The sequence below is a fragment of the Bacillota bacterium genome (assembly GCA_040754315.1).
Classification (GTDB): domain Bacteria; phylum Bacillota; class Sulfobacillia; order DUSP01; family JBFMCS01; genus JBFMCS01.
The window spans coordinates 35300-51530 of record JBFMCS010000052.1; the positions used below are offsets into that span (position 1 = coordinate 35300).

General features: G+C 61.0%; 13 protein-coding genes. All 13 read right to left on the minus strand.

Annotated features, from left to right (window positions below; translation table 11 throughout):
• Positions 1 to 8 precede the first annotated feature (8 nt).
• The 13 genes from AB1576_11585 to AB1576_11645 all read right to left on the minus strand — a co-directional run bounded on the left by AB1576_11585 (position 9) and on the right by AB1576_11645 (position 16178).
• Positions 9 to 1847, minus strand: coding sequence for an aldehyde ferredoxin oxidoreductase family protein (locus AB1576_11585; protein MEW6082385.1), 1839 nt, complete (start codon positions 1845 to 1847; stop codon positions 9 to 11).
• Positions 1834 to 2277, minus strand: a complete 444-nt coding sequence (locus AB1576_11590) for a 4Fe-4S dicluster domain-containing protein (GenBank protein MEW6082386.1) — start codon at positions 2275 to 2277, stop codon at positions 1834 to 1836. The genes AB1576_11585 and AB1576_11590 overlap by 14 nt, the downstream gene beginning before the upstream one ends.
• A gap of 11 nt (positions 2278 to 2288) precedes the next feature.
• Positions 2289 to 3449, minus strand: coding sequence for an iron-containing alcohol dehydrogenase (locus AB1576_11595; GenBank protein ID MEW6082387.1), 1161 nt, complete (start codon positions 3447 to 3449; stop codon positions 2289 to 2291).
• 24 nt (positions 3450 to 3473) lie between these two features.
• Positions 3474 to 4409 carry a metallophosphoesterase gene (locus AB1576_11600; GenBank protein MEW6082388.1) on the minus strand — a complete coding sequence of 312 codons (936 nt, stop codon included), beginning with the start codon at positions 4407 to 4409 and terminating at the stop codon, positions 3474 to 3476.
• Between the two features lie 18 nt (positions 4410 to 4427).
• Complete coding sequence (locus tag AB1576_11605) at positions 4428 to 6047, minus strand: APC family permease (protein MEW6082389.1); 1620 nt, start codon at positions 6045 to 6047, stop codon at positions 4428 to 4430.
• Between the two features lie 387 nt (positions 6048 to 6434).
• Positions 6435 to 8039: a PucR family transcriptional regulator ligand-binding domain-containing protein gene (locus tag AB1576_11610; protein ID MEW6082390.1), complete on the minus strand. Its 1605-nt coding sequence runs from the start codon at positions 8037 to 8039 to the stop codon at positions 6435 to 6437.
• 105 nt (positions 8040 to 8144) lie between these two features.
• Positions 8145 to 9596 (minus strand): trimethylamine methyltransferase family protein, encoded by a 1452-nt coding sequence (locus AB1576_11615; protein ID MEW6082391.1) that lies wholly within the window; start codon positions 9594 to 9596, stop codon positions 8145 to 8147.
• 15 nt (positions 9597 to 9611) lie between these two features.
• Entirely contained in the window at positions 9612 to 10244 is a 633-nt protein-coding gene (locus tag AB1576_11620) for a corrinoid protein (protein ID MEW6082392.1), read from the minus strand.
• A 22-nt stretch (positions 10245 to 10266) separates the two neighbouring features.
• Positions 10267 to 11748 carry a trimethylamine methyltransferase family protein gene (locus AB1576_11625; protein ID MEW6082393.1) on the minus strand — a complete coding sequence of 494 codons (1482 nt, stop codon included), beginning with the start codon at positions 11746 to 11748 and terminating at the stop codon, positions 10267 to 10269.
• Positions 11745 to 13154, minus strand: coding sequence for a trimethylamine methyltransferase family protein (locus AB1576_11630; protein ID MEW6082394.1), 1410 nt, complete (start codon positions 13152 to 13154; stop codon positions 11745 to 11747). Before AB1576_11630 ends, AB1576_11625 begins: the two co-directional genes overlap by 4 nt.
• 202 nt (positions 13155 to 13356) lie before the next feature.
• A complete protein-coding gene (locus tag AB1576_11635; GenBank protein MEW6082395.1) occupies positions 13357 to 14064 on the minus strand; it encodes an ABC transporter ATP-binding protein in 708 nt (235 codons plus the stop codon).
• A 29-nt stretch (positions 14065 to 14093) separates the two neighbouring features.
• Positions 14094 to 14816, minus strand: coding sequence for an ABC transporter ATP-binding protein (locus AB1576_11640; protein ID MEW6082396.1), 723 nt, complete (start codon positions 14814 to 14816; stop codon positions 14094 to 14096).
• 75 nt (positions 14817 to 14891) lie between these two features.
• Positions 14892 to 16178, minus strand: coding sequence for an ABC transporter substrate-binding protein (locus AB1576_11645; protein ID MEW6082397.1), 1287 nt, complete (start codon positions 16176 to 16178; stop codon positions 14892 to 14894).
• Positions 16179 to 16231 lie beyond the last annotated feature (53 nt).

Below are 16231 nucleotides of genomic sequence, written 5' to 3' on the forward strand. Positions count from 1 at the left end.
GGTCAGTGTCAAGCCGCGCCGCCGCGTTGAATCCCCAACCGGTCCAGGGTTGCCTCCAGGGGCCTTCCCTCTGAATCCCAGCCCCGCACCTCATAGTACTCGTCAAGCATGGCACCCTGTTCCTCGGGGGTTATCCGGTGCCCCTGGGCGGGCCCGTCCGGAAGGCGCTCCGCCGAGAACCGGCGTGGGAGGGAGTCCTGTTCCCTCCTAAACCCATTGGCCACGTTGAAGAGGCGGGTCACGTTCCACACCCTCTCCCCCAGCCGGATGAGGTCTTCACCGGTCCAATCCTGGCCGGTGGCGGCAGAGAGCATGGCCCTGTATGTAGCCTCAGACACCGAGTACTGGCCAAAGTCACACTTCACCAGGGTGTCCAAGGCTGCCAGGTAGTCCTGCAATCCCGCCACAAGGGCAGCCTTTCCCTCCACCGAGAGCCTATCCAGGTTCTTCCCCCGGTACTCTTCCCCACCCACCTCATAGGATATGGGGAATGCCCTCTGGTGACAGCCCCCCCTGTCAGCGGTCATCAGGGCCAGCCCCATTCCCGGGGCGCCCCTGGGACCCCATGCTGGGCACTCCAGGCCCTTCACGTGCACCGCCAGTTCTCCCAGGGCGGTTTCCTCCGAAGCCCGCATTACCCCCTCGGCAAGGAGATCCCCCAGGGGGGTCCTGCGGTGGGCAATGTCCTTTATGAGTTCCAGCGTGCCCTGGGTGTCCCCGAAGGCCAGCCCCGGCTTGACCAGGGCATCCGGCAAGAGACCCTTCTCCTGTGCCTCCATGGCGAAGCCAATCACCCCGCCGGTGGACATGCCATCCAGCCCCAGTCCATCACAGAGCCGCACAGCGTAGGCCAGGCGGTGAATGTCCGAGATGCCCAGGTTGGCCCCGAGCATGGCTGCGGTCTCGTACTCCACCACATCCGTAACGGCGCCCCGCCCGGGCCCCTCCCGTATAACCCCTACCTTGCCGCAGGCGATGGGGCAGAAGGCACAGGCTGTATCCCTCAGCCAGATGGCCTTGCGCTGCGCTTCCTGGTCAACGCCGGAGGCGCCAGGGAATGTGCCCCCTTGGTAGTTCCTGGAGGGGAGCAGCCCCTCCGCGTTGGCATAGGGGACCGAACCCGGTGTCCCGTCCACCCTGAAGGCCCTGGCATAGCCGGAGTCCGCGATTTCCTTCCAGGCCTGCCTGACCGCCTCCATGAAGGCCCTGGGGCGCTTTGACCCTACCCTCTGGGTGCCCTTGATGGCCACGGCCTTGAGGAACTTGGATCCCATCACCGCGCCCAGTCCTCCCCGGCCGGCGTGCCTGTTGTACTCGCAGCTGACCATGGCGAACCGCACCCGCTTTTCACCGGCAGGGCCTATGCAGGCCACCTTGAAGGAGTCATCCCCCAGCATGGCCTTGACAGCGCTGTTCGTCTCAAAGGTGTCCATTCCCCAGAGCCCCCGGGCATCCCTTAAGGATACGTTGCCGTCTTCTATGACAATGCACACGGGGCCGGAGGCCTTGCCCCGCACCAGGAGGCCATAGTAGCCTGCGTAACGTATCTCCTGGGCGAAGGACCCCCCGTGGTAGGAATCGCAGAAGGTCCGGGTGAGGGGTGACTGGGCCACGACACACCCCCTCATGGAGGGGGCTACGGTGCCCGTGAGAGGCCCCGCTAGGAACATGAGAACGTTCTCAGGACCCAAAGGATCGCTCCCTGGCGGTACCAGATCATAGAGCAGCCTCGCCCCAAGTCCCTTCCCGCCCACGTATGAGCCCAGGAGATCCCCTCGGAGGGTCTCAGAGCTCGTGGTCCCGCCAGTAAGATCGACCTGCAGTATCCTGGCCTCAAGACCGCCCAAGGTCATTTCCCCCCCGTACTAGAACGGTCTCCTCTACCAGCGCTAAGGCGCCCACGGGGCAGCTGGCGGCACACAGGGGGTGCCCCCCGCACAGGTCACACTTGTCCGCTGTCCCAGCCTCGCCTAGGAACATGGCACCATAGGGGCACTCTTTAACGCACTCGCCACACCCGGTGCAGGCCCCCGGGTCCACAAGCCAGGGCCCGCCGGGATCCATCTTGATGGCCCCTTGGTCACACACCTTGGCACACCAGGCGTTCTCGCACTGCCGGCAGAGGACAACGCTACATGATAGGCCTTCCCTGGCCGTCTTCACCCTCAGCACCGCCCAGCGGGGGTTTACGCCAGGTGCATCACCCCTCTGGGAGCACATGGCCTGGCATGTGCCGCAGCCTGTGCAGAGGTCCTCCCGGGCCACCAGCCTCCTCATAGCGGCACCCCCTAGGCCTCGTTGTAGAGCCTGGTGTACAGGCGAACGTATCCATCGTAGTCCACTATCCTGGGGTTGCCCACGGTCTGGGGGTCCTCGAAGGCCAGCCGGGCCAGCTCAGGTATGTCATCCTGGGTCATCCCGGTGCTCCTGATGGGCTGGATCTCAAGGTCCCGGGCCAGTTCCGCCACGGCCTTGTATGAGAGTCTCGCAGCCTCCTCCAGCCTAAGCCCGTGCACGTTCTCTCCCAGGGCCTGCGCTATGCGGGCGAACTTCTCGGGCCAGCCCATCCAGTTGAATTCCATGACCGGGGAAAGCATGACGGCGGTGAGATAGCCGTGGTGCACGTCATGAAAGCCCCCAAAGGTCTGCGCCATGGCATGCACGGCACCGGCGCTGTCCACCCCGTAGGCCATGCCCCCTAGTGTGGCCGCAAGACACATTTTATGCCTTGCCTCGATATCCTCGCCGTTGGCAAAGGCTCGCCTCAGGTACTTTCCCACGTACTCTATGCATAGCAGGGCCACGGCATCGGTCACCGGCTGGGAGTACGCACAGGTGTAACACTCAATAGCGTGGCTGAGGGCATCCATTCCGGTCCAAGCCGTCAAGCGCGGGGGCATTGACACGGTCAGCAAGGGGTCTATCAAGGCTACGCTGGCTGCGATGAGAGGGGTGCCCCCTACGTTGAACTTGATCCTCCTGTCTGGGTCGGTGATGACCGACCAGAGTGTGGCCTCGCTCCCTGTGCCTGAGGTGGTGGGAACGCACACAAGGGGTGGGATCCTCTTGGTGATCTCCGTCTTGCCGAACTCGTAATCCAGTATCTGACCGTCATGAGCGACCTCCACCCCGATGGCCTTGGCAGTATCCATGGAACTCCCGCCCCCCACGGCCACCATGGAGTCACAGCCGTTGGACAAATAGGCCCCAGTGCCCTCCCCCACCAGGGTGGCAGGCGGGTTTCCCACCACCGCGTCGAAGACGGCATAGGGCAGGCCCTCCCTGTCCAAGACTGCCGTGACCTTGTCCAGGAGGCCCGCGGAGATGACCCCCCTGTCTGTTACAATGAGGGGCTTGGATCCCCCGATTCGCCTAACCTCGGCCCCCAGGATTTCCAGGGCTCCAGGCCCGTGCTTGATCGCTGTAGGCGATTCCCAGTACTGAACCAATTTGGGCCACCTCCGTGAGTTCTTCTAACCTGAGGTAAGCACGTACTTCTTGACGCCGTTCTTGTCCAGGTCCACCAGGCACCCCAGGAGCACGCCTTGCTCGTACATGCTCCCGGGGTTCATGCAGATGGTCTTGCCGATCCGCTTGACACCCTTGGATTCGTGGATGTGGCCGAAAAGGCCAAGCGGGGGCTGGTACTTCTTCACCACCTCCATCACGGAGTGGCTGCCCACGGGAACCAGCGAGCGCCCGGCAAACTTCGGCCTCAGGTCCCTGTCGAGTTCCGGGGCCTCATCCAGGCTTGACCCAAAGGGGGGCACGTGGAAGTTGAACACGGTCCTGTCCATGCCCGGCGCCAAGGCCATCGCTTCCTCGAGCTTCACCAGGAGATCCTCCTCAGAGCACTCTCGGAAGGTATCCCAAGGCGTGGGGTTCGACCACCCGGTGCTCACCATGGTCCAGTCCTTGTCCAGTTCAATTGCCTTTCCCTCACACAGGTGAACATGGGAGGCCCGGTCGATCACCTCGTCTATCTCGAACATGTCGTCGTTGCCTGGGCACACATAGCAGGGGATCCCCCACTGGGACAGGCGTTCATCCGCATACCGCATCCAGCGCTCCGCCGTCTCCAGGACGTGGCCGGTGAATGTCCTCTCCACCAGTTCCTTGTCCTGGTTGAGCGCCTCCACCATCTCCTCGTCCACCCTGAGAGGGTAGTACCCCCTGTCGGAGATCATCCTCTCAATACCGGGGAGGTCCTTTTCCGTGGCGGTCAACTCCTGTTCCAGGAAAGACACCTTGAAGATGTTCCCCTCCTGCATGATGGGTACCAAGGCCTTCCCCGTCATGTCCCCACCCAGGACCAGCACGTCTGCCTCGTAGAACTTGCCTGCGTTGATCATCTTCCTCCAGCAGACCTCTGACCCGTGGACATCCGTCGCGAAGAATATCCTGGTCATACCGGGCCTCCTATCCCTTTACTCCACGGGAATGTTCTTGTACACCATATCCAGGTCGATGCCCTGCTTCCGGCGGTACCACTTGGAGCCCACGTACAGCCCAATAGCGACAAGGTAGAGTATCACCATGTAAACCGCTGACGTGGGATGGTTTACGCCGTACACGGGGTCGACTATCCACATGTAAAGGTTGTATCCCAGGAAGATGATGAAGATCACTCCCGCCACCACGATCCAGGGGAGCCCGAAGATGGTGTACCGGGCTACCGGGGACGATCCGTATAGCTGCGGGTCCCTGTACGGGAGCAGTATAGCGGCAACGGTTGTCCCGAGGTACATGATGGCTATCACCACTGTGGCGTCCAGGGTATAGGTGGCGAAGTTCGGGGTGTAGCAGTAAAGGGCGCTGGTGATGATGGAGGGTATGGCCAGGAGCAGCAGGGCGTTGAAGGGAACCCTCTGCTTAGGGGTAACCTGTGCCACCCACTCAGGGAGCACCCTGTCAAATGCCGCTGCGAAGATCATGCGCGTTGAGGACAGGAACACGGTGCCTGCCCACCCGAAGAACCACGCGCTCATGGTAATGATTATCCATACCTGGAGCAGTGGGTTCTGGGTGAGGAAGGCTGCCAGGAGCCCAGGATAAGGGAACACCGGCAGCGGTGAACTGCCTGACCAGAAGGTCCAGTTAGCCGCGTGGTAGAAGTCCCAGCCGATGGTCTTGGCGATGAGGGCAAGGAAGATGACCGCCAGGACGGTGGTGACGAGCAAGGCCAGTGCCATCCCGCTGAAGTTCCGCCGGAAGTCGCTGGCTCCCCTGACCTCGCCGTAGAGGGTGGCCCCCCAGTTTGGCCACATGTTGAAGAACACCACCATTGGTATCAGGGGCATGCTAGCCCAGATGGGCATGGCCCCCCAGGCCACAGGCGTGTAGCCCTCCTGTGCCGCCTGGGATATGATGCTGGAGTAGACATCCCCTTCCGCACCGAAGAGGCTGGCTGTCATGGAGTTGAAGGACGCCATGAAGGAGCTGTTGCTGGAGGCCAGGAGCACTATGAACACTGTGGCCAGCCCCACCATGGCTATGTAGAAGCACGTCTTCTGGATCCGGGCATACCACTTCATTCCCAGCCCCACGTAGACGAAGGCCAGGCCGATTACCATAAGACACGTCAGGAAGAGCCCGTTAACGTCCATGAACCACAGGGCCGTTCCCAGGAGGCCTTTTGAACCGGTCCAGCCCGCTATGATGGTTAGCAGGGGCACAACAACCTCGTAGGCCAGCATTGAAGCATACAGGGGCACCCAGTGCCAGAGGATGAACCACCAGCCCGTGGCTGCCAGCACAAAGCCGATGCCTCCTCCCAGCATCCTGCTCTGCCACACGTAGTCCCCGCCCGCCCTGGGCATGGCCGATATCAGCATCGCGTATACCACTATCTCGAAGAGTATGAAGACGGCGCTGATGATGATAGCGATAACCAGGTGTCCCTCGGGAATGAAGGGGGCGAAGGAGAAGATGTACAGGCCCAGCGTGATGAGGTTGATGGAGAAGAAGGCGTAGATGAAGGCATCGAAAACCGACCAGGCTCTGACTAGGCCGCTGGCCTTCCTGACAAACATACCAACCTCTGCCACTTCGAAACCTCCCTTCTGGCATTGGAAATCGGGATCTCCAGTGACCCTTTCTTACCTTTTCTTCTTGATGACCGCCCCCTTCGTCACCTGAGATGATAGCGGGTGCTTGGCTCAAAGGTGCAGCATCCTTGCCCGCATCCTTGCTGAGGCCCTGTGGAGGGTCCCTTTCCATGGCACGACAGCCGGGCCACTGTGCAATATGGATGAATGGGTGACATCATTCTCCGATCAAGGTGGGACCGTAAAGGGCACGGGGGTATGGCGAGTATGGCCTTCGCCTCTAGTCTTCTAGTAAAGGGACTGGCTTCCTTTGTGCGGGAATTCCAACGATTGCGGGGCCGTTGGTGCAAGACGCACAAGATGCTGGCACCTGCAGGCGGCCTGTGTCTACTGGGAGAGGCGATGAGATACCGCAGCCAGGTAGTAGAGGACCCTCTTTTCCTCGCCCAGGAAGTCGTGCCCGAGTATGGACTCTATCTTCTTCAGGCGATACCGGAGGGAGTTGCGGTGAATGTACAGGCGGGAAGCGGTGGCCGAAGCCCGGCAGCCGGAAAGGAGATACTCCTCCAGGGTTTCGGCAAGCACGCCTCCGTCTTCAGCATCCTTCCCGAGGAGCGGTCCGAAGGCCCCCTGGTAGAGGGCTTCCCTCTCCTCCCTTGGGACATGACGCTCCAGGACGTGGAAGGCCTGGAGGTCATCATAGAGCGCCACGGAGCCCCTCCCCCTCAGCCGCAGGCCGATTTCCAGTGCCCTCTCAGCCTGCTGGAATGCCTCGGACAACTGCTCCTCAGTAAAGACCACAGGGCTCATGCCCGCCGCGAAGGCATGGGGCCCTAGCCCATCCGCAAGGCGCTGCTCCAGCCGCTGGGCCAGGGGTCTTACCCCAGAGGCCCCATTCACCTTGAGGAAGGCGATAACCCTGTCTCTCTTCAGCGTTGAGGCGTTCTGAGGGCACTCAAGCCTCACTATGGAATCGATTCTCTCCCAGGGGGCCGCGGGGGACAATGCTGGATACCTGTGTCTTCCGTTCTCAGAGGGCACTGCCTCCACCACGACCACCGCTCGCCTCCCGCTGAGGTCCACACCCAAGGCCCTGGCCCTGTCAAGCACAGGCCCGCTTACATTCCCTGAGAGTATCTCATCAAACAGGTCCCGGGCTGCCCTGCGCTCACCCTCGCGTATGGCCTCGTCCTTCATGTGCTCCAGGGATACCGCGGTGCCGGCAGCCTCCAGGGGCACCGTGTAGAGGGGGTCAAGGGTGTCCTCAAGCCCTGAGACAATGAAGAGGCCGTGGAAACGGCCGCCCGCTGTCACCGGGAAAAGGAGGTGCCCCTTGGGTGCCTCATCGCCCTCCACCGGCCGGTAGTAACAGGGGTGCCCGCTCCTCCTGACATCGCTGATCACCCCCGCAGGGGGTGGCGGCGCTTTGGGAACGGGAAAATCGCCTGACCGGCTCACGGGGACGAGGTTCGCGTCTAATAACTCCACGGGGTACCTCAGCATCTCGCTGAGGGCTTCCACAATTTGCTGGTAGCCGTCCCCGCGGAGGATGATGTCCGTCATCTGCCTGTGAACCATCTGGGAGTACTCCAGATCCGCGACCTTCTTATCCAAGATGGCGCTGAGCACTGGAACGATTACATCAACATATGACATGTCAGGCATGGTCAACAAGGGGAAGTCCGTCTCGTCAGCCCTGTGAACCAGGCCTTCATCCAAGGCATCCAGGTAACGCTCGGGGGAGAACACCACAAGGCCTGAGCACCCCGCATCCACCAGGTCCTCCAGCATCTTCACTTGGGCCTTGGGATTATCCTTCAGCACATACAGGGTGCTGACGACCAGCGCCCCTGGCCTGAACCACAAGGCGGCGTCAGGCACGTCGATGAGGTCCACCGCGGTCACCATGCGGTCGAGCCCCCCCTGGCCGGCTATGACCTTGGCCTCCCTGAGGCCTCCTATCCCCAGGCAATCGCTGACACTGATCCCCATTGGCAAGAACCCCCAAAATCCCTGGGCAATAGCGGGTGACATCATGAGAAGGCTGCTAGGTTGGAAGGGACGCCCTGGCGAGCGTCCCTTCCTGGCTACCAGGGACTACTCCTTGTACTTCGCGTCGGCCCTGGAGACTATGCCTTCTATGGCCTTAAGACCTGCGTCTGGCACAGCAAGGGGCTTATGTGTGGCCAGGATCTCCTGCACCTTGGCCTTGGTGCGCTCTCCCATCGTGGTTGCGCCCATGGCGGCCCACTGGTCATAGCGGTTCCTGTCGATGAGCCGCGGGAACCAGGTTTGGTTCTTGAAGTGGCGCAGTGTGTGCTCCTCGCTGAGGAAGTGGCCTCCCGGCCCCACGCGGTCTATTACATCCACTGCCAGGGTGTCATCGTTCACCTCTATACCCCGGACGATCCTCTTGACCATGCCTATGATCTCGTCGGACATCACCAGCATCTCGTAGGAGCCTGTGCTCCCATACTCAATGTAACCGACGTCATGGATGAGGTTGGCCCCGGACTGAGCCGCGACGAGGCACGAGAGGGCAGCCTCTATGGCGGCCTGCTCATCTACGATCTTGGAGTCAGTGCAACCGGCCGTGCTGAATATTGGCTTCCTGTAGTAGTGGCTCAGGTCAGCGAATGCAGCGTGGAGCAGGGTGAACTCCGGCGCTCCATAGGAGAAGATGGTTGACTGCATATCCATTATGGTGTAGACACCGCCAATGATGAAGGGGGCCCCCGGGTTCTTCAGCTGGTGGATAACCATACCGCTCAGGCTCTCAGCGTTCCCTGTCACCAGGGCACCCGCCAGGGTTGCCGGGACAGTGGCCCCAGCCATGACACACGGGGTGTAAACTACCGGAATGCGCATCTGGGCCGTCCTGAGCAGCTTGGTGACGGATTCCTTGGCATGCTTCAGCGGGGATATGGGCTCAGTGTACAGGCATATCGTAGGATTCGCCTGCAGCTCTTCCAGGCCTCCCACTGATGCCGCCGCCATGTCCACGATATCGTTGTAGCCTTCCAGATCGTGAGCGGTGAACACGATGGGCTTCACCGTGTTCATGAGCATGGCCTCGAACTGGTGCCTGTCCGAGGACAGGGAGGGGACGTCGGAGACAAGGCCTAGCGACATGACGAAGTCGATGTTGGGCAGGGCGTCACAGATCGTCGCCGCCTTGCACACATCGTCCTTGGTGACCTTCCTCCGCACGCCAGTGTAGCTGTCCAGTATGAACGGGCAGTCGGACCCAGTGCCGAAGTAGATGTTGTGGGCCTCCAGGCGGACACTGCGCTTGCCATCCCTTGTGGACAGTGTAACCCTGGATGGGGCCGTCCTGAGAGCCTTCTCCACCAGTGATGAGGGGATCCTGGCCCGGTTACCCTTTACATGGGCCCCAGCCGCCTTCAGGAGTGCCAGGGCTTCATCGTAGTAGACCTCTACGCCCACACGCTCCAGGACCTCCAGGCTTGCCCGGTGGATTTCCTCCACCTGGTCAATGGACAGGACCTGGAACTGGGCACTCGCGTTGACCTTGTAGTTAGATCTCATCATGCTATCCTCCCCTTAGCCCAGCAAGCCCTTGGCCAGGTCGGTGGCGGTCACGGCATCCGGGGCGTAGCCATCAGCGCCGATCTCCGTGGCGAAGTCCTGGGTTACCGGGGCGCCGCCGATCATGACCTTGACACTGTCTCTGAGGTTTGCCTCCTTGAGCGCGTCGATGACATCCTTCATAACAAGCATGGTCGTGGTCAGGAGCGCGGACATCCCCACGATCTGAGGGGAGTGCTGCTTCACGGCATTCACGAAGGTCTCCGCCGAAACGTCCACCCCCAGGTTCACCACGTTCAGGCCCTTGGACTCAAGGAGCATGGCCACGAGGTTCTTCCCGATGTCGTGGAGGTCCCCCTTGACCGTCCCGATGACCACCGTCCCGGTTCCTGCCCTGCTAGCGGAGTCCAGGTGAGGCTTGACCAGGTCAAGGCCCATGTTCATGGCCTTGGCCGCCATCAGGACCTCAGGCACGAACATGTCGCACCTTTTGAACCTCTCACCCACCACGTTCATGCCTGCCATGAGACCCTGATCCACGATGTCCAGGGGCTTGGCACCCCCATCCAGGGCCTTCCTTACCAGTTCCTGCGACTTGGCGGGATCCCCCGCGATTACCGCTGACGCGATCTCCTCGAAAAACGCCATCTCAAAGATCCTCCTCCTTCCGTTATTTTCCTACCCTGTTCTCCGCATCCTGGATGATCTGGTCAATCTTGGAGCGGGCTTCCTTCTCCAAGGGCTTGGGTTTGTGGGTCTCCAGGATCTGCCTGGCCCTTTCCCTCACCCTGTCTCCCATGCTCAGTTCGCCCCTGGCCTTCCAGTCATCGTAGCGCCGCCGGTCTACCAGGTCCAGGTTTGTGGTCTCAGTCCTGAAGTGAGCCAGGGTGTGAGGCTCTGCAAGGAAGTGGCCTCCTGGTCCCACGGCTTCGATGACGTTCACAGCCAGGGCATTCTGGTCTACCCTGATGCCCCTTATAACTCGCTTCACATAGCCGATTATGTCGTTGGCCATCACCATCTGCAGCTGGGACCCCGTAGATCCGTACTCGGAGTAACCCACATCATGAATGAGATTGGCTCCGGATTCGGCAGCCATCATGATGGACAGCGCACCCTCTATAGCTGCCTGCTGGTCAAGGCCCTTCGAATCGGTGCAACCCGCGGTCCCGAACACCGGGAGGCCATTGTAGTGGGCCAGCTCAGTGAGCCCCGCTTGAAGCAGGCTGAGTTCGGGAGCGCCGTAGCTGAAAACGGTGCTGCCCATGTCCATGATGGTCACGACTCCGCCTACGATGACGGGGGCACCCTCTCTCTTCAGCTGGGAGGCAACAACCCCTACCATGCATTCGGAGTTCGCTATCACCAGCGTTCCTGCCATGGTGGCCGGGGCCGTGCCGCCCGCCATCACGCAGGGGGTGTAGACCGCAGGCAGGCCTTGGCCCGCCATGAACAGGAGCTTGGAGATGGCCTCTTCGCTGTGCTGCAGAGGGGAACTGGGCTCAGAGTAAAGACACACAAAGGGGTTCTGCCTCAAGTCCTCCAGGCTGCCTGCCACAGCCACGCACATGTCAATGATGGTTTGGTAACCGCTGACGTCAAATCCCCAGGCCGTGATGGGTTTCGTTGTGTTGGACAAGAGAGCCTCGAAGGCGTGGATGTCCGCCAGGGTGGCTGTGACGTCTGAGGGCGTGCCCAGGTCCATTGCGAAGTCTATGTTGGGCAAGGCATCTACCAGAATGCCGGTCCTCCTGTTATCCTCCTTCCTGACCTTCCTTCTTTCCCCCGTGAAGACATCGATGGTGAAGTTGTTGGTGGGACCGGGACCGAAGTAGGAGTTGTGCCCCTCCAGGAACAGGCGGCGGCTGCCGTTCCGGTCACACAGCACAACCCTGGAGGGTGCGGACTTGAGCGCCCACTCCACCAGGTGTGATGGGATCCGGACCCGGTTCCTGTCAACCTTGGCGCCAGCCTTCCGGAATAGCTCCAGCGCCTCCTTGTCGAAGATGTTTACCCCGGTCCGCTCCAGCACTTCCATGGTAGCCGACTGGATCTCGCTCAACTGGTCACAGCTGAGCACCTTGAACTGGGTTGTGGCGTTAACCCTGTAGTTGGACCTCATCGTCTCCCTCCTTACTCTTGCTCCTCTCAGAGAGCGTTATGATCAACCGGTGCCTGCGTCATTTCCCTGAAGAAGGCCTCAACCTGGCTGTCCAGGGGAGGCGGGGAGTACGCGGAGAGCCTTGACTGCCAGGCCTCTCGGGCCTTGTCCTTCACGTCCTTGGAGCCTGCCATCCTCCACACATCGTAGTTGCCCCGGGTAAACAGCCCCGGTCTCCACATCTCCCTGAAGTGTCTCAACGTGTGCTCCGTTGTGAGGAAGTGGGAACCGGGACCGTTCTGGACGGTAAGGTCCACCGCCAGTGCCTCTTCATCGAAGGACGGGGGCTTGGCCAGGAACTTGAGCATGGATACAAACTCCTCGTCGAGCATGAATTTCTCGTAGGACATAGTCATGAAGCTCTCCAGGATACCGCAGGCATGGAGCACGAAATTCACACCGCTCAACACGGATATCATCATAGCCATGGCCGATTCGGCGCCCCCCTGGGCGTCAGGGAGCATAGAATCGGTGACGGACCCCCCTGTCCTGCTAGGCAGGCGGTAGTAACGGGCCATCTGCACCGTGGCCGCAGCCATTGCGGATGCCTCCGGCGCCCCCATGCTCAGGCTGCCATAACGCATATCGGCCACGGAGGACACGGAGCCGTATACCACCGGGCAGCCGGGCCTCAAGGCCTGGGTAGCGCAGACCCCCGCGAGAACCTCGGCGTTCTGGAGGGCCAGGGTGCCCGCTATGGAACAGGGGGCGGTAGCGCCGGCCATAGCCAGGGACGCGATGATGAGCGCCTCCCCCTCCCGGGCGTACTCCACCAGGGCGCCCAGCATGTTGGGGTCGTACGCCAGGGGCGTGTTCACATTCACAAGACCTATGAGACAGGGGCTATCGCCAGCCCCCAGGGCCGCCCGGGCCATGGTGATGGCGTCCCTGGCCTCCCTTTGCCCCTTGGTTATCCCGATGAGGGGCTTGCCGGACCCCCGTATGGCCGAGGCCATCATGGCCACATGCCTTTGGGGGGCCGGCACATCGGAGGGCTCCACAAGGACCCCTCCGTTCACATCCAGCACTGGGCTGGAGGCTACAAGACGCACGAAGTTTTCATAGTCCTCCAGAAGGGCCTTCCGCCGGCCCCCCGTCTCTGACCTCACGAAGGGCGCCCCGTACCCCGGGCCTAGGTACGTGCCATCGCCCACAGTGACACTCTTTCCGGGATCCCTTGCCCTGAGGAGAAACCGGGTTGGGGCACTCTCCAGGAGGGAACTCACCAATCGCCAGTCAAGGTAGACCCGTTCGCCATCGACCCTGGCGCCGGCAGCCGCCAGGCCCTCCCTCACCTGTGGGTCGTGAAAGAGCACCCCTGCGGTCTGGAGTATCTCCATGGAGGCAGCATGTATCGCGTTGAGGTCCTCATCCTTGAGGTACTGGTAGAAACCCAAGGCATTCCCCTCCCCTGCCGTGCCGAGCCCATACTGGCAATGTGGGCCTCTCTGTGCCCGAGCCATTGGTTTCTATGGCGAACTGGGTGTCCCTTTGGAGAATCCTCTACGCCACAGGTAGTATCCTTCGGAAATTTCGCGACACAACCGCCCCAGGGCGAAGTGGCGGTTGTGGGTAGTACTGTTATGCCCGGGCACGAATCTATACCAGGCCCAGGTATGCCTTTTGCACGTGGTCGTTGACCAAAAGATCCCTGCTGGAGCCCTCCAGTGTCACCCTTCCCTGCTCCAAGACATAGGCCCTGTTGGTAATGTGGAGCGTGGTGTTGACGTTCTGCTCCACCAGGAAAATGGTAGCCCCCTCTTTGCTCAGCCTCTGAAGGGCCTCAAAAACAGTCACCACCAGCTTGGGTGCCAGTCCCAGGGAGGGTTCATCCACCAGCAGGATCTTGGGACTAGCCATGAGCCCCCGGGCGATGGCCAGCATTTTGCGTTCACCACCGCTGAGGGTGCCAGCCATCTGGTTTCTCCTCTCCGCAAGCCTTGGGAACATCTCCAAGATAGCCTCCAGGGACTCGGCGGACTTCTTCCTGTCATTGACGACGAAGGCACCAAGGAGGAGGTTCTCCCTCACCGACATCCCTGTGAAGAGGTTCATATCCTCGGGTATAAAGCTCATGCCCATCCTTGCCACCTCATGGGTGGGAAGACCCCCGATTTCCTTGCCCAGGAACTTGATGCTGCCGCTCATGGGTCGCAACAGCCCGGCAATGCTTCTGAGGCTGGTGGTCTTGCCCGCGCCGTTGGGCCCCACCAAGGCGACAAACTCGCCCTCCTCCACCTCCATGGACACATCCCACAGGACCTGGACTTGACCGTAGCCAGAACCCAAGTTTTGCACCTTCAGCAAACGTGTCCCCTCCCCTCCGACCTGGGCCCCTAGAGGATGTAGGTCTCGCCGAGGTAGGCCTCGGCTACTTTCTTGTTCTTCACTATCTCATCCGGGGGCCCCTCCGCGATCTTCTCACCGTAGTGCAAGACGGCTATCTGGTCGCAGATCTCCATGATGACCCTCATGACATGTTCTATCGTCATGATGGTGATGCCCTGATCGCGGATCCTCCTGATGGTACAGGTGAAGTCCACTAGTTCCGTCGGCGTGAGCCCGGCCGCCAGTTCATCCAGCAATAGCATCCTGGGCTCACTGGCAAGCGCCCTCGCGAGGTCCAGGCGTTTGAGCTGGGCGGTGTTAAGATGCTTCGCCACCGTGTCTACGGGCATGGGGAACTCCACGAATTCCAGCACTTCCCTGGCTTTCTTTGCAGGATTCCCGCGGTGTCCCAATCCCCCGAAGATGGCAGGGACCATCACGTTCTCCAGCACCGTCATGTCCTTGAAGGCCCTTACTATCTGAAAGGTCCTGGCTATACCCTTGTGACACACCTGTTCAGGCGACAGGACCGTTATGTCCTCTCCCTGGAAGTACACCTTGCCGCCCTCCGGGCGGTACACCCCCGCGATGACGTTGAGCAGCGTGGTCTTGCCCGCTCCGTTGGGACCTATGAGGCCGAAGATCGTGCCCTCCTCAACCTGGATCGACACATTGTTAACGGCCACCAGTCCCCCGAACCTCTTCACCACCGATTCCGTCCTGAGGATCATCTGCCACACCACCCAGCGTTCAAGTTGGTAAAGAGGGTGGCGGGAAGGGGTTTCCCGCCACCCGCGCCGCTGCCGCTACTGCATGTAAGGCGGTATCTCGATGTCCGCTTCCTTCCACTCATCAGGCCAGATCACCACGGGCTCTCCGCCGAAGTACTGGAGCACCGGGAAGATGAAGTAGCCCTTCCCTACCACCGGGTCAGGTATTGACTCCGGCGTGAACTTGTACTCCTCCATGATTATGCCATCGGTGAAGGACATGGTGCCCGCCTTGATGTTATCCATGGCGAACTTGTGTATGTTCTCGCTGTTTAGTTCCCCATACTCCGCCAGGGTGTCCTGGAGGATCTTGATGAAGAACCGGGAGGAGTCATAGCTGAGTCCTCCGGCGGAGGGACTCGGCTTGATGCCCCACTTGGACTCGAAGGTCTCAGCGAACTCCTTGGCCTCCGGCGTGGTGAAGCCAGGGATCTGGTCCAGAACATAGTCTGACATCTCGCCGCTGAGCTCGTACCACTCACCGATCCAGCCAAGGCCATCGGCGATGACCAGGGCGTTGAGGTTCACCTCACGACCCTGCTTCACGAAGGCCGCGAAGGCCGGGGCGGAAGTGGCGGTGCTGGCCACGATCTCAACCCCCAGATCCCTAAACCGGGTGAGGAGCGGGTAGAACTCGGTCTCCCCGATGGGGAAGTACTCCTCGGTCACCACTGTCCACCCGATGTTCTCCAGGTCTTTCCTTATGGCGCCCCCGAAGCTGCGGCCCCAGTCGGTGTCTTCACCGCAGACCGCCGCCTTCTTGTTCTTGGGAGTCCACTTCCCGGTGTCAACGATTTCCTCCAGCGCTGTCGCGTAGGCCACCGTGAGCTTGGCAGGGCTTGGCCAGGACTTCAGCCAGTAACTGTACTTCTCAGGATCGCTGGCGTACTTCTCATTGACCACCTCGGTCGCACCGTACCCGAAGAAGTGAGGCACCTTGTGCTTGGCGGTCACCTCCATGCACGCCACCGCCACGGAACTGTGCCAGTTCAGCACGCCTGCCTGGATGCCGTGGCGAAGGATGGCCTCCTCGTAGGCCCGGGTAGCCTTCTCAGGGTCTGACTGGGAATCGATCCATACCAGCTCAATCTTGTAGTCCCCCACCTTGTAGTCGATCTCTTCGAAGGCCATCTGCGCGGAGCCCTTGAACTCATCACCGGTACGCGCCGCCGGGCCCGTGAAGGGACCCATGACACCTACCCTCAGCACCTTTTCTGGTGGAGTCTCACCCGAAGGAGCGCCGCCCCCGCACCCTGATAGGGCCAGGGCTACGATCAAAAGAAGGGAGAGCACCCTAACGAGTTTCTTCGTGGATCCTTCCATTTTCGTGACCCTCTCCTTTCTCGCTCTAGCGGTTTTGAATGCCATTGCCGGGG

What these genes read in the sequence shown, in the direction of transcription:
- AB1576_11590 (MEW6082386.1), bottom strand. Translation starts at nt 2,277, where the DNA reads ATGAGGAGGCTGGTGGCCCGGGAGGACCTCTGCACAGGCTGCGGCACA.
- AB1576_11600 (MEW6082388.1), bottom strand. Translation starts at nt 4,409, where the DNA reads ATGACCAGGATATTCTTCGCGACGGATGTCCACGGGTCAGAGGTCTGC.
- AB1576_11610 (MEW6082390.1), bottom strand. Translation starts at nt 8,039, where the DNA reads ATGGGGATCAGTGTCAGCGATTGCCTGGGGATAGGAGGCCTCAGGGAG.
- AB1576_11615 (MEW6082391.1), bottom strand. Translation starts at nt 9,596, where the DNA reads ATGAGATCTAACTACAAGGTCAACGCGAGTGCCCAGTTCCAGGTCCTG.
- AB1576_11620 (MEW6082392.1), bottom strand. Translation starts at nt 10,244, where the DNA reads ATGGCGTTTTTCGAGGAGATCGCGTCAGCGGTAATCGCGGGGGATCCC.
- AB1576_11640 (MEW6082396.1), bottom strand. Translation starts at nt 14,816, where the DNA reads ATGATCCTCAGGACGGAATCGGTGGTGAAGAGGTTCGGGGGACTGGTG.
- AB1576_11645 (MEW6082397.1), bottom strand. Translation starts at nt 16,178, where the DNA reads ATGGAAGGATCCACGAAGAAACTCGTTAGGGTGCTCTCCCTTCTTTTG.